This is a genomic window from Rhizorhabdus sp. GW822-FHT03C02 (genome assembly GCF_058801765.1).
Genome location: NZ_JBXANN010000003.1, coordinates 1 through 18682, shown reverse-complemented (window position 1 = coordinate 18682; position 18682 = coordinate 1). Strand labels below are relative to the sequence as shown.

Sequence of the window (18682 nt, the reverse complement as noted above, 5' to 3'; positions counted from 1 at the left end):
CGCGGCCTGTCAAGCCAGCGCCGCCAAAATCGCGTCGCGATGCGGCAGCGACGGGATCGCGCCTTCATGTTCGACCGCGAGGCTGCCGGCGCAGGCGGCGATCCGCAGCGCGTCGGCGAGCGGGCGATGCTCGGCGAGCGCGGCGGCGAGCACCCCGCAGAAACAGTCGCCCGCGCCGGTGGTGTCGACGACCTTCGCCGGCCGCGCCGGCACCGCGAGGTGGCCGGCGCGCGACACGGCGACGACGCCCTCGGCGCCGCGGGTGACGACGATCTGCTGGCGGTCGTCGGCGAGCAGCCCGCGGGCGGCGTCGATCACCGCCGCTTCGGTCTCCGGGACGGCCTCGACGGCGGCATAGCCGGCGAGTTCGGTTTCGTTGACCACGACGATATCGCACGACCCGAACAGTGCCTTGCCCGCTGCGACATAGGGGGCGGCGTTGAGGATGCGGACACCCCCGGCTTCATCTTCGGCGTCGCCCCGGCCGGCGAGGAAGGCTGTGACCGCGTCGAGCGGGCTTTCGAGCTGCGCCAGCCGCACCGCCGGGGCCGGATCCGCGATCCCATAGGCGAGCGCGCGGTTGGCGCCGCCGACGACGAGGATGAAATTCTCGCCGGCGCGGTCGATCGCGATATGCGCGGTGCCGGTCGGCTGGCCGGCGATCCGGGCGATGCTGCCGGTGTCGACACCCTCGCCGCCGATAATGCCGAGCATATAGGCGCCGTCGGCATCGTCGCCGACCGCGCCGATCATCGCCACCCTGGCGTCCATCCGCGCGCCGGCGACCGCCTGATTGGCGCCCTTGCCGCCGGGATGGCGATCGAGCCGGTCGGCGAGCACGGTCTCGCCGGGGGCGGGCAGCCGCTCGACCTGCATCACCAGATCGACATTGATGCTGCCCAGCACGATGAGGGGCAATATTTGCGACGAGTCCATTTCATCCTCCACGGGGTGATGGCTAAACGTTTCACAAGGCGGAGGAAAGCGGCTATCGATTGGAGCGCGACTTGCGTCTCCTTCCGTCCCCCCGGACCTGTTCCGGGGTCTCGGTATGGCGGGGCGATGGCGTATCGGTTCGGGCGGTATCGCGTGCGGTGCGGTGGACCCCGGAACGGGTCGGGACGACGGAGAAGGGAAGAGGGCGGCGTGGTGGCGAACGGGGGCAAGCGACCGACCTTGAAGGAGGTGGCGATGGCGGCCGGGGTGTCGGTGGCCAGCGCCTCCTATGCGCTCAATGGCACCGGATCGGTCGGCGAGGCGACCCGCGCGCATATCCTCGAGGTCGCGCAGCGGATCGGCTATCGCCAGAACGCCGCCGCGCGGGCGATGAAGACCGGCCGAAGCGCGACGATCGGCCTCGTCCTGCCCGATCTGAGCAACCCTTTCTTCCCGAGCCTCGCCCAGACCGTGATCCAGACCGCGCGCGACATGGGCTACAGCCTGTTCCTGATCGACACCGAGGGGTCGGAGGCGCTCGAACAGGCGGCGATGACCACGCTCGCCGAACGCGGGGTCGACGGGATCATCTGGTTTCCGGTGCGCGACATCGGTGCGACCACCCTGCCGGTCGAGGACATGCCGCTGGTGGTGATCGACCGCACCGTCGCCGGGGTCGACGTCGTCCTCGCCGACTATGCCGAGGGCGGGCGGCTGGCGGCCGAGCATCTGATCGCGATGGGGCATCGCCGGATCGGCATCGTCTCGGGCCCCGAGGACATCAGCAGCATGCGCCAGCGCTGCGACGGCGCCGCCGCCTGGATCGCGGGCCATGGCGAACTCGCCTTCAAGGTGGTCAACGCCTTCTCGATCGACCTCGAGCCCGCGGTCGCGCAGGCAATCGAGACCAGCGGCGCGACAGCGGTCTTCGCCGCCGCCGACCTGATCGCGCTCGGGGTCATCCGCCATGCCCGCGCCCGCGGCCTCGACGTGCCGCGCGACCTGTCGGTGGTCGGCTTCGACGACATTCCCTGGGCCGAACTGTCGACCCCGCCGCTCACCACGATCGACATGCCGCTCCACGCGATGGCGGTCGAGGCGGTCGAAACGCTGATCCGCCGGATCGACCAGGGCGGCTTCGCGCGCCGGAATGTGGTGTTCAACACCAGCCTGATCGAACGCGGCACCGTCGCGGGGCCGCGCGGATAGGCGTTATCGCGTGACCGCGCGCGCCTGCCGTACCGCGACGATGCCCAGCACGATGAAGCCGATCAGCACCACCGCCTGCGCCACCGCGAAGGCCGGCTCGCTGCCGGTCGGCGCGAGCGCGTGGAGCGCAGGGACCTTGAGGAAGGACTGGACGACCAGCACGAAGACATTGAGGTAGAGCGCGAGGATCGCCGTGATCATGTAGACCGCGCGCCACCGGCCCCTGAGCCTGAACGCATAGAGCGCCGCCAGCGCCAGCAGCAGATCGGCGACCGAGATCAGCCCGACCCCGATCGCCGGGGTGAAACCGGCGATCGGGAACAGGAAGCCGGTCAGGCTGGTGAGCAGGGTCGTGACGAGGAACAGGTCGTTCCACAGCGACAGCCAGCGCTTGAACAGCGCGCCGGCCAGCCAGACCAGCCCGCTGGCGATTCCCGCCAGGCTGATCAGCACATGGATCAGCGTGAAATTCTCGATCGACATCCCCAGGACCATGAGCGCGTCTCCTTGGCGCAATCTGCCTGCGGGATCATCGCCGCGTTCATGCTGCGGTGAAATCCCTGCACGGGCACCCGAACATGCCCATTCGGGTATTCCCTTGGTCCCATTGCCGGGTACAGGGAGGCCATGCAAAGGCTTGCGTAACCCGATCGGCGCGGTTGATTGCGGCCGGCCGGATCGCCTATTGTCATGGGTGGAGATCTGCGATGGTCGCCACCCGAAAGCGGAGGTATCGATGCCCGACCCAGCCGATGCCAATATCGCCCTGGCCATCCTGGCGCCGGCCGATCCTGCCCGGACCAGGGCGGCAGGCCTGGCTTCCGGCGTCCCGCTCGCGCCGGATGCGGCGCCGATCCGGGTGATGGTGGTCGACGATCATCCGCTGATGCGCGAGGGGCTGGCCGGGGTGATCGCGCGCCAGAACGATATGCTGCTGGTCGGCGAGGCCGGCGACGGCGTCGAGGCGATCGCGCGCTACGCCGAACTGCGTCCCGACATCACCCTGATGGACCTGCAGATGCCGCGGATGGACGGGGTCGCCGCGATCGAGGCGATCCGCCGCGACTTTCCCGACGCGGCGATCGTCGTGCTCACCACCTATCCGGGAGACACGCTGGCGCTCCGGGCGCTGAAGGCCGGGGCGGCGGGCTATCTGCTCAAAAACTGCATCCGCAAGGACCTGCTCGACACGATCCGATCGGTCCAGACCGGGCGCCGCAGCATCGCCCCCGAGGTCGCCCAGGAAATCGCGCTCCACGCGGTCGAGGAGAAGCTCACCGAGCGCGAGATCGCGATCCTGCGGCTGGTCGCCGAGGGGCAGGCCAACAAGCAGATCGCCTGGGTGCTGGCGATGTCGCCCGACACGGTGAAGGCGCATCTCAAGGCGATCTTCGCCAAGCTCGGCGTCGCCGATCGTACCCATGCGGTGATCGTCGCCGCCCGCCGGGGCCATATCGAGATCTGACGGAAAGGTCGGCCACCGCCGCCGCCCGCATTCCCGCGTCAACGCCCCCAAATGGTTAAGGGATTATACCCACTCGGACGATGCGCCCCGATGCCCTTTCGAAGATGGTCCCGCCATCCTCGGGAGAACGGCAATGAGCTTCATCAAGACCTCTGACGGCACCAACATCTTCTACAAGGACATCGGCGAGGGTCAGCCGGTCGTCTTCTCGCATGGCTGGCCGCTGAGCGGCGACGCCTGGGAAGGGCAGATGCTGTTCATGGCCCAGAACGGCTATCGCGCGATCGCGCACGACCGGCGCGGCCATGGCCGTTCGGACGCGACCTCGTCGGGCAACGACATGGACACCTATGCCGACGATCTGTCGGCGCTGTTCGAACAGCTCGACCTCAAGGACGCGATCATGGTCGGCCATTCGACCGGCGGCGGCGAGGTCGCGCATTATATCGGCCGGCACGGTACGGCGCGCGTCGCCAAGGCGGTGCTGGTCGGCGCGGTGCCGCCGATCATGGTGAGCAGCGAGGAATGGCCGGGCGGGGTGCCGATCGAAGTGTTCGACGGCATCCGCAAGGGCACCGCGGCGAACCGGTCGCAATTCTTCCTCGACCTCACCATGCCCTTCTACGGCTATAACCGTCCCGGCGCGACGGTGTCGGAGGGGATCCGCCAGGCCTTCTGGCTGCAGGGCATGATGGGCGACATGAAGGCGCATTATGACTGCATCGCCCAGTTCTCCGAGGTCGATTACACCGCCGACCTGCGCAAGATCGACGTACCGACCCTCGTCATCCATGGCGACGACGACCAGATCGTTCCGATCGACCATGCCGGCAAGCTGACCGCGCAGATCGTCAAGGGCGCCGAACTCAAGATCTACGAAGGTGGCCCGCACGGCCTCGCCTCGACGATGGCGGACAAGTTCAACGCCGATCTGCTGGCGTTCGCCAAGTCCTGATCATTCGGTTAAATTTCAAAGGAATAGCCGCATATGACCAATCCCAAGCTCGAACAGCTCAGCCCCGCCAACAGCCAGATGATCTTCATCGATCAGCAGCCGCAGATGGCGTTCGGCGTCCAGTCGATCGACCGCCAGGTGCTCAAGAACAATGTCGTCGCGCTTGCCAAGGCGGCCAAGCTGTTCGGCGTGCCGACGACGATCACCACCGTCGAGACGCTGAGCTTCTCGGGGCACACCTATCCCGAACTGCTGGCGGTATTCCCCGAGCATCCGATCCTCGAGCGCACTTCGATGAACAGCTGGGACGACCAGAAGGTGCGCGACGCGCTGGCGAAGAACGGCCGCAAGAAGGTGATCGTCTCGGGGCTGTGGACCGAAGTCTGCAACAACAGCTTCGCGCTCGCGGCGATGCTCGAGGGCGATTACGAGATCTACATGGTCGAGGACGCCTCGGGCGGCACCAGCAAGGGTGCGCACGACTATTCGATGCTGCGGATGATCCAGGCCGGGGTGGTGCCGGTGACCTGGCAGCAGGTGATGCTCGAATGGCAGCGCGACTGGGCGCACAAGGGCACCTATGACGGCGTCACCGCGATCGTGAAGGAGCATAGCGGCGCCTATGGCATGGGCATCGACTATGCCTACACCATGGTCCACGGCGCGCCCGAGCGGGTCGCGCATGGCGAGACGCTGGCACCGGTGGCCGCCGGCTGATCCCACTCCCTCCACCGTCATTCCGGCCTCCACCCGTCATCCCGGCGGAGGCCGGGATCTCAGGAGGTTGAAGCGCGCCCTTGCCGCCCGAGATCCCGGCCTCCGCCGGGATGACGTGAAGGCCGCCATCATCTGACCGGAGCCCATCATGGCCGACTACAAATCCTATCTCATCGCGCTCGCGGTCGGCCTGCTGGTCGGGATGATCTATGCGCTGCTCGGGGTGCGGTCGCCGGCGCCGCCGGTGGTGGCGCTGGTCGGGCTGCTCGGCATCCTTGTCGGCGAACAGATCGTGCCGATCGCCAAGCGGCTCGTCGTCGGCCAGCCGGTCGCGCACTATGTCCGGACGACTTGCGCCGACCATGTGCTCGGCAAGCTGCCCGGCGACGACAGCGCGACATCATGACCGGCATCGACCGGCGCCAGGCGATCGGGGCCGCGCTCGCGTCCACGGTCGCCGTGCCGCTGCTCGCCCGAACCAGCAGGACCAACAGCATGAACGACCTGATCATCATCAACGCGAAGGTGACGACGCTCGACCGCGCCAATCCAGTGGCGCAGGCGATCGCGATCCGCGACGGCAAATTCCTCGCGGTCGGTTCGGAGGGCGAGGTCCGCGCGGCGGCGCCGCACGCCACCGTCATCGACGCCAAGGGTCGCCGCGCGATCCCCGGGCTGATCGACAGCCACATCCATGTCATCCGCGGCGGGCTCAACTATAATATGGAGCTGCGCTGGGAAGGCGTGCCGAGCCTCGCCGACGCGATGGCGATGCTGAAGAAGCAGGTCGATGCCACCCCCGCGCCGCAATGGGTGCGCGTCGTCGGCGGCTTCACCGAGCATCAGTTCGCCGAGAAGCGCCTGCCGACGATCGACGAGATCAATGCGGTCGCCCCGGACACCCCGGTGTTCATCCTCCACCTCTATGATCGTGCGATCCTCAACGCCGCCGCACTTCGGGTGGTCGGCTATACCAAGGACACCCCCAATCCGCCGGGCGGCGAGATCGTCCGCGACGCCGCCGGCAACCCGACCGGGCTGCTGCTCGCCCAGCCCAATGCGACGATCCTCTACGCGACCCTCGCCAAGGGGCCCAAGCTTCCCCCCGACTATCAGCTCAACTCGACCCGCCATTTCATGCGCGAGCTGAACGGGCTCGGGGTCACCAGCGTGATCGACGCCGGCGGCGGCTATCAGAATTACCCCGACGATTATGCGATCATCGAGAAGCTCCACGCCGACGGCGAGATGACCGTCCGCATCGCCTATAATCTGTTCACCCAGAAGCCCAAGGAAGAGCTCAAGGACTTCGCGACCTGGTCGACCCAGGTGAAACCCGGCGACGGCGACGACACCTATCGCCACAATGGCGCGGGCGAGATGCTGGTCTATTCGGCCGCCGATTTCGAGGATTTCCGCGTGCCCCGGCCCGAGATGCCGGCGAACATGGAGACCGATCTCGAACCGGTCATCCGGCTGCTCGCCGAGCGGCGCTGGCCGTGGCGGCTCCACGCGACCTATAACGAGACGATCGGCCGCGCGCTCGACGTCTATGAGAAGGTCAACAAGGACATACCCTTCGCCGATTCTTCTGGGGCCCTGCACTGGTTCTTCGACCATGCCGAGACGATCGACCAGCGCAATATCGACCGGATCGCCGCCCTTGGCGGCGGCATCGCCGTCCAGCACCGCATGGCCTATCAGGGCGAATATTTCGTCGAGCGCTATGGCAGCAAGGCCGCCGAGGCGACTCCGCCGATCAAGCGAATGATGGCCTCGGGGGTCAAGGTCGGTGCCGGCACCGATGCGACCCGGGTCGCCAGCTACAACCCCTGGGTGTCGCTGTCCTGGCTCGTCACCGGCAATACCGTCGGCGGGCTGAACCTCTACCCGGTCGCCAACCGCATCGATCGCGAGACCGCGCTCAGGCTGTGGACCGAAGCCAACACCTGGTTCTCGAACGAGGTCGGCAAGAAGGGGCAGGTCAAGGCCGGCCAGCTCGCCGACCTGGCGCTGCTCTCGGACGATTATTTCGCGATCCCCGAGAGCGAGATCGCCCAGCTCGGATCGGTGCTGACCCTGCTCGGCGGCAAGGTGGTCTATGGCGCCGGCGACTATGCGCCGCTCGCGCCCGCACTGCCGAAACCGATGCCCGACTGGTCGCCGGTCGCGACCTTCGGGGGCTATTGGCGCTCGCCCGAGACCAAGGCGAAGCTCGCTTCCGCCTGCGGCTGCGAGGCGTCGTGCGCGGTCCATGGCCATGACCATGCCGCCGCGCTCGGCGCCGCGGTGCCGGCCAAGGATGTCCGCTCCTTCTGGGGCGTGATGGGCTGCGGCTGCTGGGCGGTTTGACCGGATTTTTCGAAGGACATCATGATGATGAAGATCAGGACCTTGTTCGCCGCCGGCCTGCTGGGGCTGGCGACGCTGCCCCCCGCGGCCGCAGCCCCCGCCGCGGGAGGCCATGAGTCCGGGGGTTTCGCCGTCGGTGCGCAGTACGACACCACCCATGTCTATGTCGCGCCGCAAGACTTCGACCGTTTCGTCGCGAGTTTCGTCGCGACGCTCGGCGGGACGACCTCGAAACAGGGCGTGTTCCAGGTGACGCCGACCCCGAGCCAGACGATGTCGCAGCTCGTCCTGACTCCGTCGGGGACGATCTCGGTGTTCGGTTTCAAGACTCCGGTGCCTTATCCGTTCGGCGACGAGCGCACCGGCTATCTGGTGACCGACCTCGACGCCGCGGTCGCCGCGGCGAAACATGAGGGCGCGACCGCGCTGGTCGAGACCTTCCCCGATCCGATCGGCCGCGATGCGCTGATCCAGTGGCCGGGCGGGGTCAACATGCAGCTCTACTGGCATACCGCCAAGCCGAACTATGCGCCGCTCGCCAACGTGCCCGAGAACCGCATCTACCTGACCCCCGGCGCCGCCGACGGCTTCATCAAGCGCTGGGTCGCCTTCGCGCACGGCACCGTCACCGCCGACGACCGCGCCGCGCCCGGCGCCCTGATCGGCCGCCCCGACGCGACGATCCGCCAGGTCCGGATCGCCTCGGGCTATGGCGCGATGACGGTGCTGGTCAGCGATGGCGCGCTGCCCTGGCCCTATGGTCGCGACATGACCGGCTATGGCGTCGCCGATCTCGACGCGACCCTCGCCAAGGCGGAAGGCGCGGGCGTGAAGATCCTCGTGCCCGCCGCCACCATCGCCGGGCGGGCCCAGGCGATCGTCGAATTTCCGGGCGGCTATATCGCCGAGCTTCATCAGGCCGCGGCAAAATGAGCGCGGATCCGCGCTTCGTCGACGCGATCCTCGACTGGCGCTGGACCGGCTTTCTCGCCCGGCTCGCGCTGGTCGGGGCCTATCTGCTCGGCGGGGTCGTCAAGCTCGCCGATTTTCCTGCGGCGGTCGCCGAGCAGGCGCATTTCGGGCTTCATCCGCCGGTTCTGTGGGCGGTGGCGACGATCGCGATCGAACTGATCGGCCCGGCGCTGATCCTGTCGGGGCGGCTGGTCTGGCTCGGCGCGGGCATGCTCGGGGTGTTCACCGCGCTGGCGGCGATCACCGCCAACGCCTTCTGGACGATGGCGGGGCAGGAGCGCTTCATGGCGACCAACGCCTTTTTCGAGCATCTCGGCCTGATCGGCGGCTTCGTGCTCGCGGCGATGATCGCCGAGCGCGATCGCCGCGAGGGCAAGGCACTGCATGGGTGAGGGCTCGCCAACAATAAAGCCCGTCGCCCCAGCCCCCGGACCGGGGCTTTGCTCCGTCCGAGGACAGGCATCGGCTGGGGTCCATGTCTGTCGCAACGAACGGCATCGCTGGAGGAGAGAGCCATGGACCCCAGCCTTCGCTGGGGCGACGGTTGTGGGGCTGGCGCTCGCGGCCCCCGCTCACGCCGCCGACCCGACCGCCCCCTGGCAACCGCCCACCCTCAGCACCCAGCGCTATGACGAGCATTGGGCCGACCTTGCCGATCCCGCCAACCGCACCGGCCGCTGGACCGAGCCCTATAAATATATCCCGCTGACCGACGATGGCGGGACCTGGCTCAGCACCGGCATCGAGCTCCGACTCCGCCGCGAGGCCTATGACGACAATCTCTGGGGATCGGCCGATGCCCCCGACGACGCCTATCTCTGGGCGCGCGCGCTGCCTTATGCCGATCTCCATGTCGGTGCGGTCCGCGCCTTCGTCCAGCCGATCGTCGCTTATGCGGCGGGGGTGTCGCCGGCGGCGGGGCCGGTCGACCAGACCCGGGTCGACCTGCTCCAGGGGTTCGCCGATGTCGTGCTGACGGCCGGCGACGCCTCGCTGCGGCTGCGCGCCGGCCGCGAACTGATCGGGCTCGGCAGCGAGCGGCTGGTCGGCACCCGCTACGGCCCCAATGTCCCGCTCGCCTTCGATGGCGGCCGGGCGATGGTCAATCTCGGGTCGACCACGGTCAACCTGCTGCTGGTCCAGCCGGTCGAGGCCGGCGCCCGCAGCTTCGACGACCGCAGCTCGCCGACCCGCAAATTGTGGGGCGCCTATGCCACCCGCACCACCGGCGTCGGCGGGTTCGATCTCTATTATCTCGGCTATCGCAACCGCGCCGCGCGCTTCGATCAGGGGCAGGGGCGCGAGCTGCGCCACAGCATCGGCGCGCGCAGCTTCGGCAAGGTCGATGCCTGGCACTGGAATGTCGAGGGCATCTACCAGTTCGGCCGCTTCGCTGATGCGCCGATCCGCGCCTGGTCGGTCGCGACCGAACTCGGCCATGCTTTTGCCGCGGCCCCGCTCAAGCCCGATCTGACCCTGCGCTTCAACGTCGTCAGCGGCGACAAGCAGGCCGGATCGCGCCGGCTCCAGACCTTCAACGCGCTGTTCCCCAAGGGCAAATATTTCGGCGAACTGTCGCCGGTCGGGCCGTACAACATCGTCAACGCGCAGTCGGGGGTGGTGCTCGATCTCGGCCATGATGTCGGGCTCGGCCTGACGACGATGGCCTATTGGCGGCAGAGCCGCGGCGACGGCATCTATGATATTCCCGGCCATCTGCTGCGCGCGGCGAACGGCACCAACGCCCGCTTCATCGGCAAGCAGGCCGAGGCGAGCCTGAGCTGGCAGGCAACCCCCGAACTCGAACTGTCGGGATCGCTGTCGGCCTTCGCGCCCGGCGGCTTCATCCGCGCGACCGGGCCGGCGAAGACGATCCGCATGCTGGGTCTCGAGAGCAATTTCAGGTTCTGATGTGGACCACGCCCTTCCCTCCCCACACCGTTCATATCGAGCGTAGTCGAGATACGTGCCACCAGCGCAACATATCTCGACTACGCTCGATACGAACGGAGATGGCTAACTAGGACTAGACACCATGCCCCCACCCAAGCCCCCCGAGACGAAGCGGATCATCATCCTGCTGTTGCTGCTCTCCGCCACCACCGGGCTGGTCGATGCGGTCAGCGTGCTCGGATTGGGCAAGGTGTTCACCGCCAACATGACCGGCAACATCGTCTTCCTCGGCTTCGCGATCGCCGGTGCCGAGGGCTTCGCCTGGCCGTCCTATCTGGTCGCGATCCTGTTCTTCCTCGGCGGGGCCGCGGTCGCTGGCCGATTGGGACAGGCGGTCGGGCCGACCCGACTGCGGCGCTGGTTGTTGAGCGCGGCGCTGATCGAGGCCGGTCTTTTGGGCGCCGCCGCGCTGGTCGCGATCGGCCATGACATCCACGCCAGGGCCTCGATCAGCCTCTACGCGATCATCGCGCTGACCGCGCTGGCGATGGGGCTGCGCAACGCCACCGTCCGCCAGATGAAGGTGCCCGATCTCACCACCACCGTGCTGACCCTGACCCTGACCGGCCTCGCCGCCGACTCGCCCGTCGCCGGCGGCGCCAATCCCAACTGGCGGCGGCGGATCGGATCGGTGCTGTCGATCCTGGTCGGGGCTGCGATCGGCGGCTGGCTGCTGCTCCATGTTGGCCCGGCGATTCCGCTCGCGCTGGCGGCGGTCGTCGTGCTGGTCGCGACCTTCACCCTGGCGTGCGAGGCCGAAGCATAGAGCGCCCGGCTCAGAAGCCCAGCTCGCTCAAGCCGGGATGGTCGTCGGGGCGGCGCCCCAACGGCCAGTGATATTGGCGGTCGGCCTCGGCGATCGGCGCGTCGTTGATGCTGGCGACGCGCCGGCGCATCAGCCCATGCGCGTCGAACTCCCACAGCTCGTTGCCATAGCTGCGATACCAGTCGCCGGCGGTGTCGTGCCATTCATAGGCGAAGCGCACCGCGATCCGGTTCTCGCGGAAATCCCACAGCTCCTTGATCAGCCGATATTGCTGCTCCTTGGCCCATTTACGGGCGAGGAAGGCTTGGATCTCGGCACGCCCCGCGATGAACTCGACGCGGTTCCGCCAATGGCATTCGGGGGTATAGGCGAGCGACACCTTCACCGGATCGCGGCTGTTCCAGCCATCCTCGGCGAGCCGGACCTTCAGAGTCGCGGTCTCGGTGGTGAAGGGCGGCAGCGGCGGGCGTTCGGTGTCCATCATGATCCTCGTCGTCGGGCGGCATTCGCCATTACCGCCACGACGCGCGACGATCGGCAATCACACTTTCATATGATCGCGGATCGCCGCTTCACCATATGGACCGCGACCCCGCCGTTCAGCGCCTCCTCGCGCTCGACCGCATAGCCGAGCGCGGCATAGAGCCCGAGATTCTCGGTGAAGCGGGCATTGGTGTAGAGCCGGGTACCGTCGAGCCCCGCCTCGGCGGCCAGCCGCTCGGCATGCGCCATCAGCGCGCGGCCATGGCCGCGATGCTGGGCATCCGGGTGGACCGCGACATTCTCGATCAGCAGCAGCCGGTCCTGCGGCACCGTCTCGATCAGTCCGACCAGTATCGTATCGTCGAACAACAGGTCGAAGCGGTGAACCGCGAACGCCTGGGCATAGTCGGCCTTCATCGGCAGCGGCTCGCGGCCGATCAGCGGCACCCATTTGGCATAGGCCAGGCGGGTCAGCGCGGCGATCGCGCCGATGTCGGCGGCGGTCGCGATACGGATGCTGGTCTTGGTCGCTTCGGGGCCCATGGTCGCAAAGCCATGGCCGATGCCGGCGGACTTGGGAAGATGGCGCGGGAAGCCGCCAATTCGGATCGATCTGGGCTGGGCTGCGCTGCGCTATTCCACCGCCCGGTTCTTCGCGATAGGAAATGGGTGGGGAAGGGGACAATATCGGATGATTGGACGTATTTTCGGCCCGTTTGCGGTGGTGCCTGCGATGCTTGCCGCAAGCCTGGCGCTCGCACCGGCCATGGTATCGGCCGAACCGTCGCGGTCGTCGCGCACCGCCGATGCCGCGGCCAGGACGCTCGACCAGGCGGTCGAGGCCCTTCGCGCGAACGACTGTGCGTCGGCGCGCAAGCTCGTGGCGACCGAGGTGGGGAAGTCGCGCTTCGCGGATCTGCCGGTGCCGATCCGTACCACCTTCTACGATGTCGGCGTCTCCTGCGCGATCGAGGCGCAAGACGAGGCTTTGGCGCACGACTATGCCGTGAAAGGACTCGTACTCGATCCCCGCAACGCACGGCTGTGGTGGCCGCGCCTCTGGCTGGAACGCAGCAGGCCCGTCGAAGCTGTCGCGACCACGCAGGCGATCGCGCGGCTCGAGGATGGCACGCTGAACACGATTCCGACGAGCTGGCTCTACGAGATAGACGCCGCCCTGAAAAAGGAAGGCAAACCGCGCGAGGATCTGCGCCGCGAATGGCTCGGACTGCTTTCGGCGCATTATGAGCCCGATGAGGAAGGTGTCACGGCCGACGGCTTTCGCCGTCGCTATGCCGCGCTGCTTGTCAATGCCGGCGACAAGGCCGCGGCGGCAGCGGTGTTGGCCCAGATCACCAACTTCTACATCCTGATGGACGTCAGCGTCGATCCGCGCCTGCGCGATCTGCTGCCCCGAAAATTCGATGCGCGGGCGGTGGCCGAGCGCAATCTGGCCCATGCGCGCGATGTCGCCGCCAGCCACCCCGCATCGCTGAGCCTCCAGGTCGATGCCGCGGGATTGCTCCGCAGGCTCGGGCGACCCGAGGAAGCACTGGCCGTGCTCGAAAAGGCCAGGCCCGTCGGCGGCGGTGAAACCGGCTATGACGATCTGGAGAAAAAGCTGAACTGGTGGTGGGACGAGATGGCGCGCACCTATATGATATTGGGGCGCTATGAGCAGGCTGTTTCCGCCTTCGGAAGCGGCATCGCCGCCAAGGAAAATGGCGGCGTCAATGTGAGCCAGACGATCAATCTGGCTTATGCCCATCTGCGCTTTGGCCACCCCGCCGCGGCGATCGAGACCCTGGCGGTGTTCGACGCCAAGCAGCCGCTCAGCCCCTATGGCGAGATGGCGATGCGCGGGGCTCGCGGATGCGCGCTTGCCGCCGCCGGCAAGACCGATCTGGCCCGGGCCGATCTGGCCTATATGATCGAGCATGACAGCGACGCACCGGGTGCGACCCTTGACCTGCAACTATGCCTTGGAGAGCGCGATCGTGCCGCGGTGGCATTGATCCACGAGCTCGACGATCCCGATCGGCGTTCGCGGATGCTGCTCGAGTTGAGCGAGTATGATCCGCGGGCATCGTTTACCCCGGTCGATCCCGATGCCGCCCGGATCACCGATCTCAAGACGCGGCCGGATGTACAGGCGGCGATCGCGCGGGCGGGCGGGGTGCTGCGATTCAACGTGCAGGCGGAGGATTTCTGATGGGGCCTGCCGTGGGCGGGAGGGGGCGGCCTGCGCCGGATGCCGAAAAGGGGCGAGGCAGGACGATCGTCGGGGTATGGCGATGGCTGTGCCTGCCGGGCTTTCTGCTGGCGGGGAACGCTATCGCGGCGCCGCCTGCGGGCACCGATCTCGGCTATGCGCCGGCCGCCGCCTGGGTCGTGCCCCCGCCGGCCGCGCCGGGCGCGACGCCATCGCCCGATGTCCCGGCGCAGTGGTTATATGGCGATACCCAGATCCGCCTCGGCCCGGCCGGTGAAGAGGCGTTCAACGCCTATCGCGTCAGGATCATCAAGGCGGAGGCGCTGCCGCTCGGCAATATCAGCATCGCCTGGAACCCCGGCAGTGGCCAGGCGACGATCCATTGGCTCCGCATCATCCGGGACGGAAAGCCGATCGACGTCCTCGCGACGCAGCGTTTCCGGATCCTTCAGCGCGAAAAGGGCCTCGAGCAATCGGTGCTCGACGGCACTCTGACCGCCACCCTCCAGACGCCGGGATTGCAGGTCGGCGACGAGATCGAATTCGCCGCGACCGTCGTCCGGCGCGATCCCACGCTCGGCGATCATAGCTTCGGGCTTGGCCAGCTCCCGGTCGAGGCCTCGTCTGGCGCCTTCCGCTATCGGCTGATCTGGCCTGAAAAGGCGCGATTGATCTGGCGGGCGACCGCCGATCTGCCGCAGCCCGCGCCGGCGACGCGGGACGGGCAATCGTCGGTGACGTTCGAACTCGACGATCCCAGCAGCGCGATCATGACCGATGGCGCGCCGCAGCGGTTCAACGTCCGGCGCCTCGTCGAATATAGCGATTTCGCCGACTGGAACGACGTGTCGCGGCGCATGGTGGTGCTGTTCGCCAAGGCGGCGACGCTTGGTCCGGGGTCGCCGCTGCGGGCGGAGGCGGCGCGGCTGGCGGCAGGGTCGTCCGATCCGCTGGAACGGGTCCAGGCCGCGCTGCGCCTGGTGCAGGAACAGGTTCGCTATGTCTATGTCGGGCTCGACGGTGGCAATTACACGCCGCTGTCGGCGGACGAGACATGGACGCGCCGGTTCGGCGACTGCAAGGCGAAGACCGCGCTGCTGCTGGCGTTGCTCGGGGCGATGGGGATCGAGGCCGAGCCGGTGCTCGTCAATATCGGCGGCGACGACGGCCTCGACGCGCGACTGCCGAGCCCCGGGATGTTCAACCATGTGCTGGTCCGCGCCCGGCTCGGGGCACGGGATTATTGGCTGGACGGGACGCGGCTGGGCGATCGCTATCTCGACATGATTCCGTCGCCCGGTTTCCGCTGGGCGCTTCCGCTGCGAACCGCCGGGGCCAGGCTTGAGCCGGTCGTCGGCAAGCCGCTCGCGGCGCCGCAATTTATCGCGCTGCTCGATATCGACGCCACCGCCGGTTTCGGCAAGCGGGCGAAGGTGCATGCCGAACATCTGCTGCGCGCGGACGACGCTTTCCTGGTCGGTCGCCGGCTGTCGGCGTTATCGGTGCAGGATGCCGACCGCACGGTTCGCGGCTATTGGCAGCAACAGGCGTCATGGATCGAACCGGGCAAGGTCGGCTGGCGGTTCGATGAGCGACGGACGATATTGCATCTCACGCTGGAGGGGGAAGGCGAACTCGACTGGGAAGGCGGCGATCGCGATGGGCGGGTGATGAATGTCCCGAACGCCGGCTTCTATGCGCCCGACCGGCTGCGTCGTCCCAGGGAGCAGAATCAGGGGGCGCCGTGGGTGACCGAATTTCCCGGCTTCCGCTGTTGGGCGACGGCGATTCGCCTGCCTGCCGCGGCGAAGCCATGGCAATGGGATTACAAGGTGAATTCCGTGAACGAATGGCTTGGCGGGGTGTCCTACTGGCGGCAGGCGGAACTGCGCGACGGCGTGCTGCGGACGGTGATGAGCCGGCAGGCTCTCCAGCCCGAGATCAGCGCGGCGCAAGCCGCCGAGGTCAATGCGCGGGTTCTGACCTTCGACAACAAGATGTCGCGGGTCTATCAGACGGCATCGCGGCCGGCGAGGCGCGAACCGGCCGCCGCGGCGCCGATGTGGAACGAGGCGACCGACTGGTCCGCCGGGGCAGGGCTCTGCTCTGCACCACCGTCCGACTCCGCCTTCGAACAGCGACCCGCCGGATCGAAATAGGTCGAGCCGCTTGGTCCGCGACGGCTTCCATGCAATGTCCGCTGTGTCCAACCGTCGATCGGAGGTCCGATGAAACGCCCGCTTGCCGCCGTCCTGCTCGGCTTCTCTTTCGTGGCGCAGGCCGGGGTGCCGACCCCCGATCGGCCGATCACCGATCCCAGGAGCCTGACCTCGCCCGCCAATCCGCAGGCGATGCCGGTGCCGATCGCCGATCTCGCTTTCTCGCGCGGCTATCAGGATGCGGCGTGGAGCGCCGACGGCAAGGCGGTGTTCGTCGTCACCAACCTCACCGGCCGCTATAATCTGTGGCGCACCGATGCCGGCGGCAGCTGGCCGGTCCAACTCGTCCAGGGCGACGATCCGCAGACCCGGCTCGCGGTCTCGCCCGACGGGCAATGGGTGGTCTATGCCCAGGACAAGGGCGGCAACGAATATCATGATCTCTACGCGGTGCCCGCGGCGGGCGGGGCGATCCGGCGGCTGACCGACACCCCCGATGTCGACGAGAGCGGCGCCTCCTTCTCCGACGACGGCAAGGTCGCGATCCTGTTCCGCCCGAAAAGCGCCACCAACACCAATGTCGCGATCCTCGACATGGCGACCGGCGCGGTCCGGCCGCTGACCGCCGAGAAGGATCCGGCGTTCAACTGGGGGATCGTCTGCTGGACCCCGGATGGCAGCGCGATCATCGCCAACCGCGAAAAGGTCGACAGTAGCAGCGCGAGCGTCTGGCGGATCGACGCCGCGACCGGCAAGGCCGAGGAACTGACCCTGTCGAAAAAGCCCGCGCTGATCCTCGCCACCGACATCAGCGCCGACGGTCGGACGCTCGCGATCAGCTCGAACGAAAAGACCGGTCAGGTCCAGGCCGGGCTGTTCGACATCGCCACCCGCCAATATCGCTGGCTGAAACCCACCCCCTGGGAGCAGTTCGCCGGCACGATCTCGCCCGACGGCAAGACGATGGTGGTGCGCACCAGCGCCGACGGCCGCGACACGCTGAGCCTCGTCGACGTCGCCACCGCCGCCGAACGGCCGCTCGCCTTTCCGCCGGGCGGCAACAGCGAGGCGACCAGCGGCACCCGCGCCTTCGCCCCCGACAGCCGGCGGATCCTAATCTACCATGGCGCCGCCGACACGCCAGGCGAACTTTATGTCGCCGACAGCGCCGCGGGCACCAGCGCGCAGCTCACCCATCTCTCGATGGGCAGCCTCGATCCCGCGCGGCTGCCCAAATCGACGATCGTCACCTATAAGAGCTTCGACGGCACGCTGGTCAGCGGCATCCTGGTGATGCCGTTCAACCTGAAACGCGACGGATCGAACCCCGGGGTGGTGCTGCCGCATGGCGGGCCGACCGGGCAGAGCCAGGATTTCTTCAACAAGACCGCGGCGGCGCTCGCCTCGCGCGGTTATGTCGTGATCCTGCCCAATTTTCGCGGCTCGACCGGCTATGGCCACGCCTTCCAGGTCGCCAACGAAAAGGATCTTGGCGGCGGCGATCTCAAGGATGTCGTCGCGGCGAAGGATTTCCTCGTTGCCACCGGCTATGTCGATGCGAAGAAGGTCGGCATCACTGGCGGCTCCTATGGCGGCTTCATGACGCTGATGGCGCTCGGCCGCGCGCCCGACGCCTTCGCCGCCGGCGTCCAGCTGTTCGGGATCATCAATTGGAACAGTATGTGGCAGGCGGGCGACGCCTCGCTACGCGAATATCAGCGCGGGCTGCTCGGCGGCGATCCGGAGGGGGCGGCCGCGCTCTACAAGGCGCAGTCGCCGATGACCTATCTGCCCGCCGCCAAGGCGCCGTTGCTGTCGCTCCAGGGCGAGAACGACATTCGCGTGCCGCGCGGCCAGGCCGAGGAGGTCTCGGCCTTGCTCAAGGCGAAGGGCGTCGTCAGCGAGACCCATTTCTACCCGGCCGAAGGCCATGGTTTCCAGAAGCGTGAGAACCAGACCGACTCGCTGACCCGGCTGGTCGCCTGGTTCGACACCTATCTGAAGGGCGAAAAATGAAGTCGCGGTTGGGGCCGATCAAGCTCAAGGCGCAGATCTATTGCGGCGACGAACCGGCGATGGGGCCGGGCAAGGCGGCTTTGCTCGAGGCGATCGACCGCGAAGGATCGATCTCGGCCGCCGGTCGCGCGCTCGGCATGAGCTATCGCAAGACCTGGCTGCTGGTCGACAGCATGAATCGCTGTTGGACCGAGCGGCTGGTCGAAACCACCCGCGGCGGCGGCGAGGACAAGGGCGCCCGGCTGAGCGACACCGGCCGCGCGGTGCTCGCCGCCTATCGGACGTTCGAGCGGGCGCTGTTCGATGCCGCCGCCGAGGCCGATCTCGGCGCGATGAAGGCGCTGCTGCGCGAGACACCGCTGCCGATGGGCAAAGAAGAGGGCTGAAACACCCCCGTCGCCCCGGCCTCCGTGTTTAGACCGGGTACAAGGTAGACGGCGTTCGGGGACATGGTGAACGGGTCATGCCACCGGCTGGGTCAGGTCGA

18 protein-coding genes are annotated in these 18682 nt (G+C 67.7%); 14 read left to right on the top strand and 4 right to left on the bottom strand.

Annotated features, from left to right (window positions below; all coding sequences use genetic code 11):
* Positions 1-9 precede the first annotated feature (9 nt).
* Positions 10-936, bottom strand: a complete 927-nt coding sequence (locus tag AC1RM6_RS09980) for a ribokinase (RefSeq protein WP_493100657.1) — start codon at positions 934-936, stop codon at positions 10-12.
* Positions 937-1146: 210 nt separating this feature from the next.
* Between AC1RM6_RS09980 and AC1RM6_RS09975 the strand changes: the two genes are divergently transcribed.
* Positions 1147-2145 carry a LacI family DNA-binding transcriptional regulator gene (locus AC1RM6_RS09975; protein ID WP_493100656.1) on the top strand — a complete coding sequence of 333 codons (999 nt, stop codon included), beginning with the start codon at positions 1147-1149 and terminating at the stop codon, positions 2143-2145.
* A gap of 3 nt (positions 2146-2148) precedes the next feature.
* Here the strand turns inward: AC1RM6_RS09975 and AC1RM6_RS09970 are convergent, their stop codons facing one another.
* On the bottom strand, positions 2149-2640 hold the full coding sequence (locus AC1RM6_RS09970) for a hypothetical protein (RefSeq protein ID WP_493100654.1): 492 nt from the start codon (positions 2638-2640) through the stop codon (positions 2149-2151).
* 241 nt (positions 2641-2881) lie between these two features.
* Here AC1RM6_RS09970 and AC1RM6_RS09965 point away from each other — a divergent pair, with 241 nt between their 5' ends.
* The 9 genes from AC1RM6_RS09965 (at position 2882) to AC1RM6_RS09925 (ending at position 11325) form a co-directional block, all read left to right on the top strand.
* Complete coding sequence (locus AC1RM6_RS09965) at positions 2882-3610, top strand: response regulator (protein WP_493100653.1); 729 nt, start codon at positions 2882-2884, stop codon at positions 3608-3610.
* A 133-nt stretch (positions 3611-3743) separates the two neighbouring features.
* Complete coding sequence (locus AC1RM6_RS09960) at positions 3744-4565, top strand: alpha/beta fold hydrolase (protein ID WP_493100651.1); 822 nt, start codon at positions 3744-3746, stop codon at positions 4563-4565.
* Positions 4566-4598: 33 nt separating this feature from the next.
* The gene (locus tag AC1RM6_RS09955) at positions 4599-5282 is read left to right on the top strand and encodes a hydrolase (RefSeq protein WP_493100649.1); all 684 of its coding nucleotides are present in this window, start codon (positions 4599-4601) and stop codon (positions 5280-5282) included.
* A gap of 148 nt (positions 5283-5430) precedes the next feature.
* Entirely contained in the window at positions 5431-5688 is a 258-nt protein-coding gene (locus AC1RM6_RS09950) for a XapX domain-containing protein (RefSeq protein ID WP_493100648.1), read from the top strand.
* Positions 5685-7634: an amidohydrolase gene (locus tag AC1RM6_RS09945; RefSeq protein WP_493100646.1), complete on the top strand. Its 1950-nt coding sequence runs from the start codon at positions 5685-5687 to the stop codon at positions 7632-7634. The genes AC1RM6_RS09950 and AC1RM6_RS09945 overlap by 4 nt, the downstream gene beginning before the upstream one ends.
* 24 nt (positions 7635-7658) lie before the next feature.
* Complete coding sequence (locus AC1RM6_RS09940) at positions 7659-8567, top strand: VOC family protein (protein ID WP_493100644.1); 909 nt, start codon at positions 7659-7661, stop codon at positions 8565-8567.
* Complete coding sequence (locus AC1RM6_RS09935; RefSeq protein ID WP_493100642.1) at positions 8564-8998, top strand: DoxX family protein; 435 nt, start codon at positions 8564-8566, stop codon at positions 8996-8998. The genes AC1RM6_RS09940 and AC1RM6_RS09935 overlap by 4 nt, the downstream gene beginning before the upstream one ends.
* A 154-nt stretch (positions 8999-9152) precedes the next feature.
* Complete coding sequence (locus AC1RM6_RS09930; protein ID WP_493100640.1) at positions 9153-10517, top strand: alginate export family protein; 1365 nt, start codon at positions 9153-9155, stop codon at positions 10515-10517.
* A 124-nt stretch (positions 10518-10641) separates the two neighbouring features.
* Complete coding sequence (locus tag AC1RM6_RS09925; RefSeq protein ID WP_493100638.1) at positions 10642-11325, top strand: YoaK family protein; 684 nt, start codon at positions 10642-10644, stop codon at positions 11323-11325.
* Between the two features lie 10 nt (positions 11326-11335).
* On the opposite strand, the gene AC1RM6_RS09920 is transcribed toward AC1RM6_RS09925, so the two are convergent.
* Both AC1RM6_RS09920 and AC1RM6_RS09915 read right to left on the bottom strand, forming a co-directional pair.
* Entirely contained in the window at positions 11336-11806 is a 471-nt protein-coding gene (locus AC1RM6_RS09920; RefSeq protein ID WP_493100637.1) for a nuclear transport factor 2 family protein, read from the bottom strand.
* 68 nt (positions 11807-11874) lie between these two features.
* Positions 11875-12351 (bottom strand): GNAT family N-acetyltransferase, encoded by a 477-nt coding sequence (locus AC1RM6_RS09915; protein ID WP_493100635.1) that lies wholly within the window; start codon positions 12349-12351, stop codon positions 11875-11877.
* Between AC1RM6_RS09915 and AC1RM6_RS09910 the strand changes: the two genes are divergently transcribed.
* The 4 genes from AC1RM6_RS09910 (at position 12299) to AC1RM6_RS09895 (ending at position 18581) form a co-directional block, all read left to right on the top strand.
* Positions 12299-14020 carry a hypothetical protein gene (locus AC1RM6_RS09910; RefSeq protein ID WP_493100633.1) on the top strand — a complete coding sequence of 574 codons (1722 nt, stop codon included), beginning with the start codon at positions 12299-12301 and terminating at the stop codon, positions 14018-14020. The two genes, AC1RM6_RS09915 and AC1RM6_RS09910, sit on opposite strands and share 53 nt — an antisense overlap.
* On the top strand, positions 14020-16179 hold the full coding sequence (locus AC1RM6_RS09905) for a DUF3857 domain-containing protein (protein WP_493100631.1): 2160 nt from the start codon (positions 14020-14022) through the stop codon (positions 16177-16179). Before AC1RM6_RS09910 ends, AC1RM6_RS09905 begins: the two co-directional genes overlap by 1 nt.
* Before the next feature lie 69 nt (positions 16180-16248).
* Positions 16249-18195 carry a S9 family peptidase gene (locus AC1RM6_RS09900; RefSeq protein WP_493100629.1) on the top strand — a complete coding sequence of 649 codons (1947 nt, stop codon included), beginning with the start codon at positions 16249-16251 and terminating at the stop codon, positions 18193-18195.
* On the top strand, positions 18192-18581 hold the full coding sequence (locus AC1RM6_RS09895) for a winged helix-turn-helix domain-containing protein (RefSeq protein ID WP_493100627.1): 390 nt from the start codon (positions 18192-18194) through the stop codon (positions 18579-18581). The genes AC1RM6_RS09900 and AC1RM6_RS09895 overlap by 4 nt, the downstream gene beginning before the upstream one ends.
* The last annotated feature ends 101 nt before the right edge of the window (positions 18582-18682 follow it).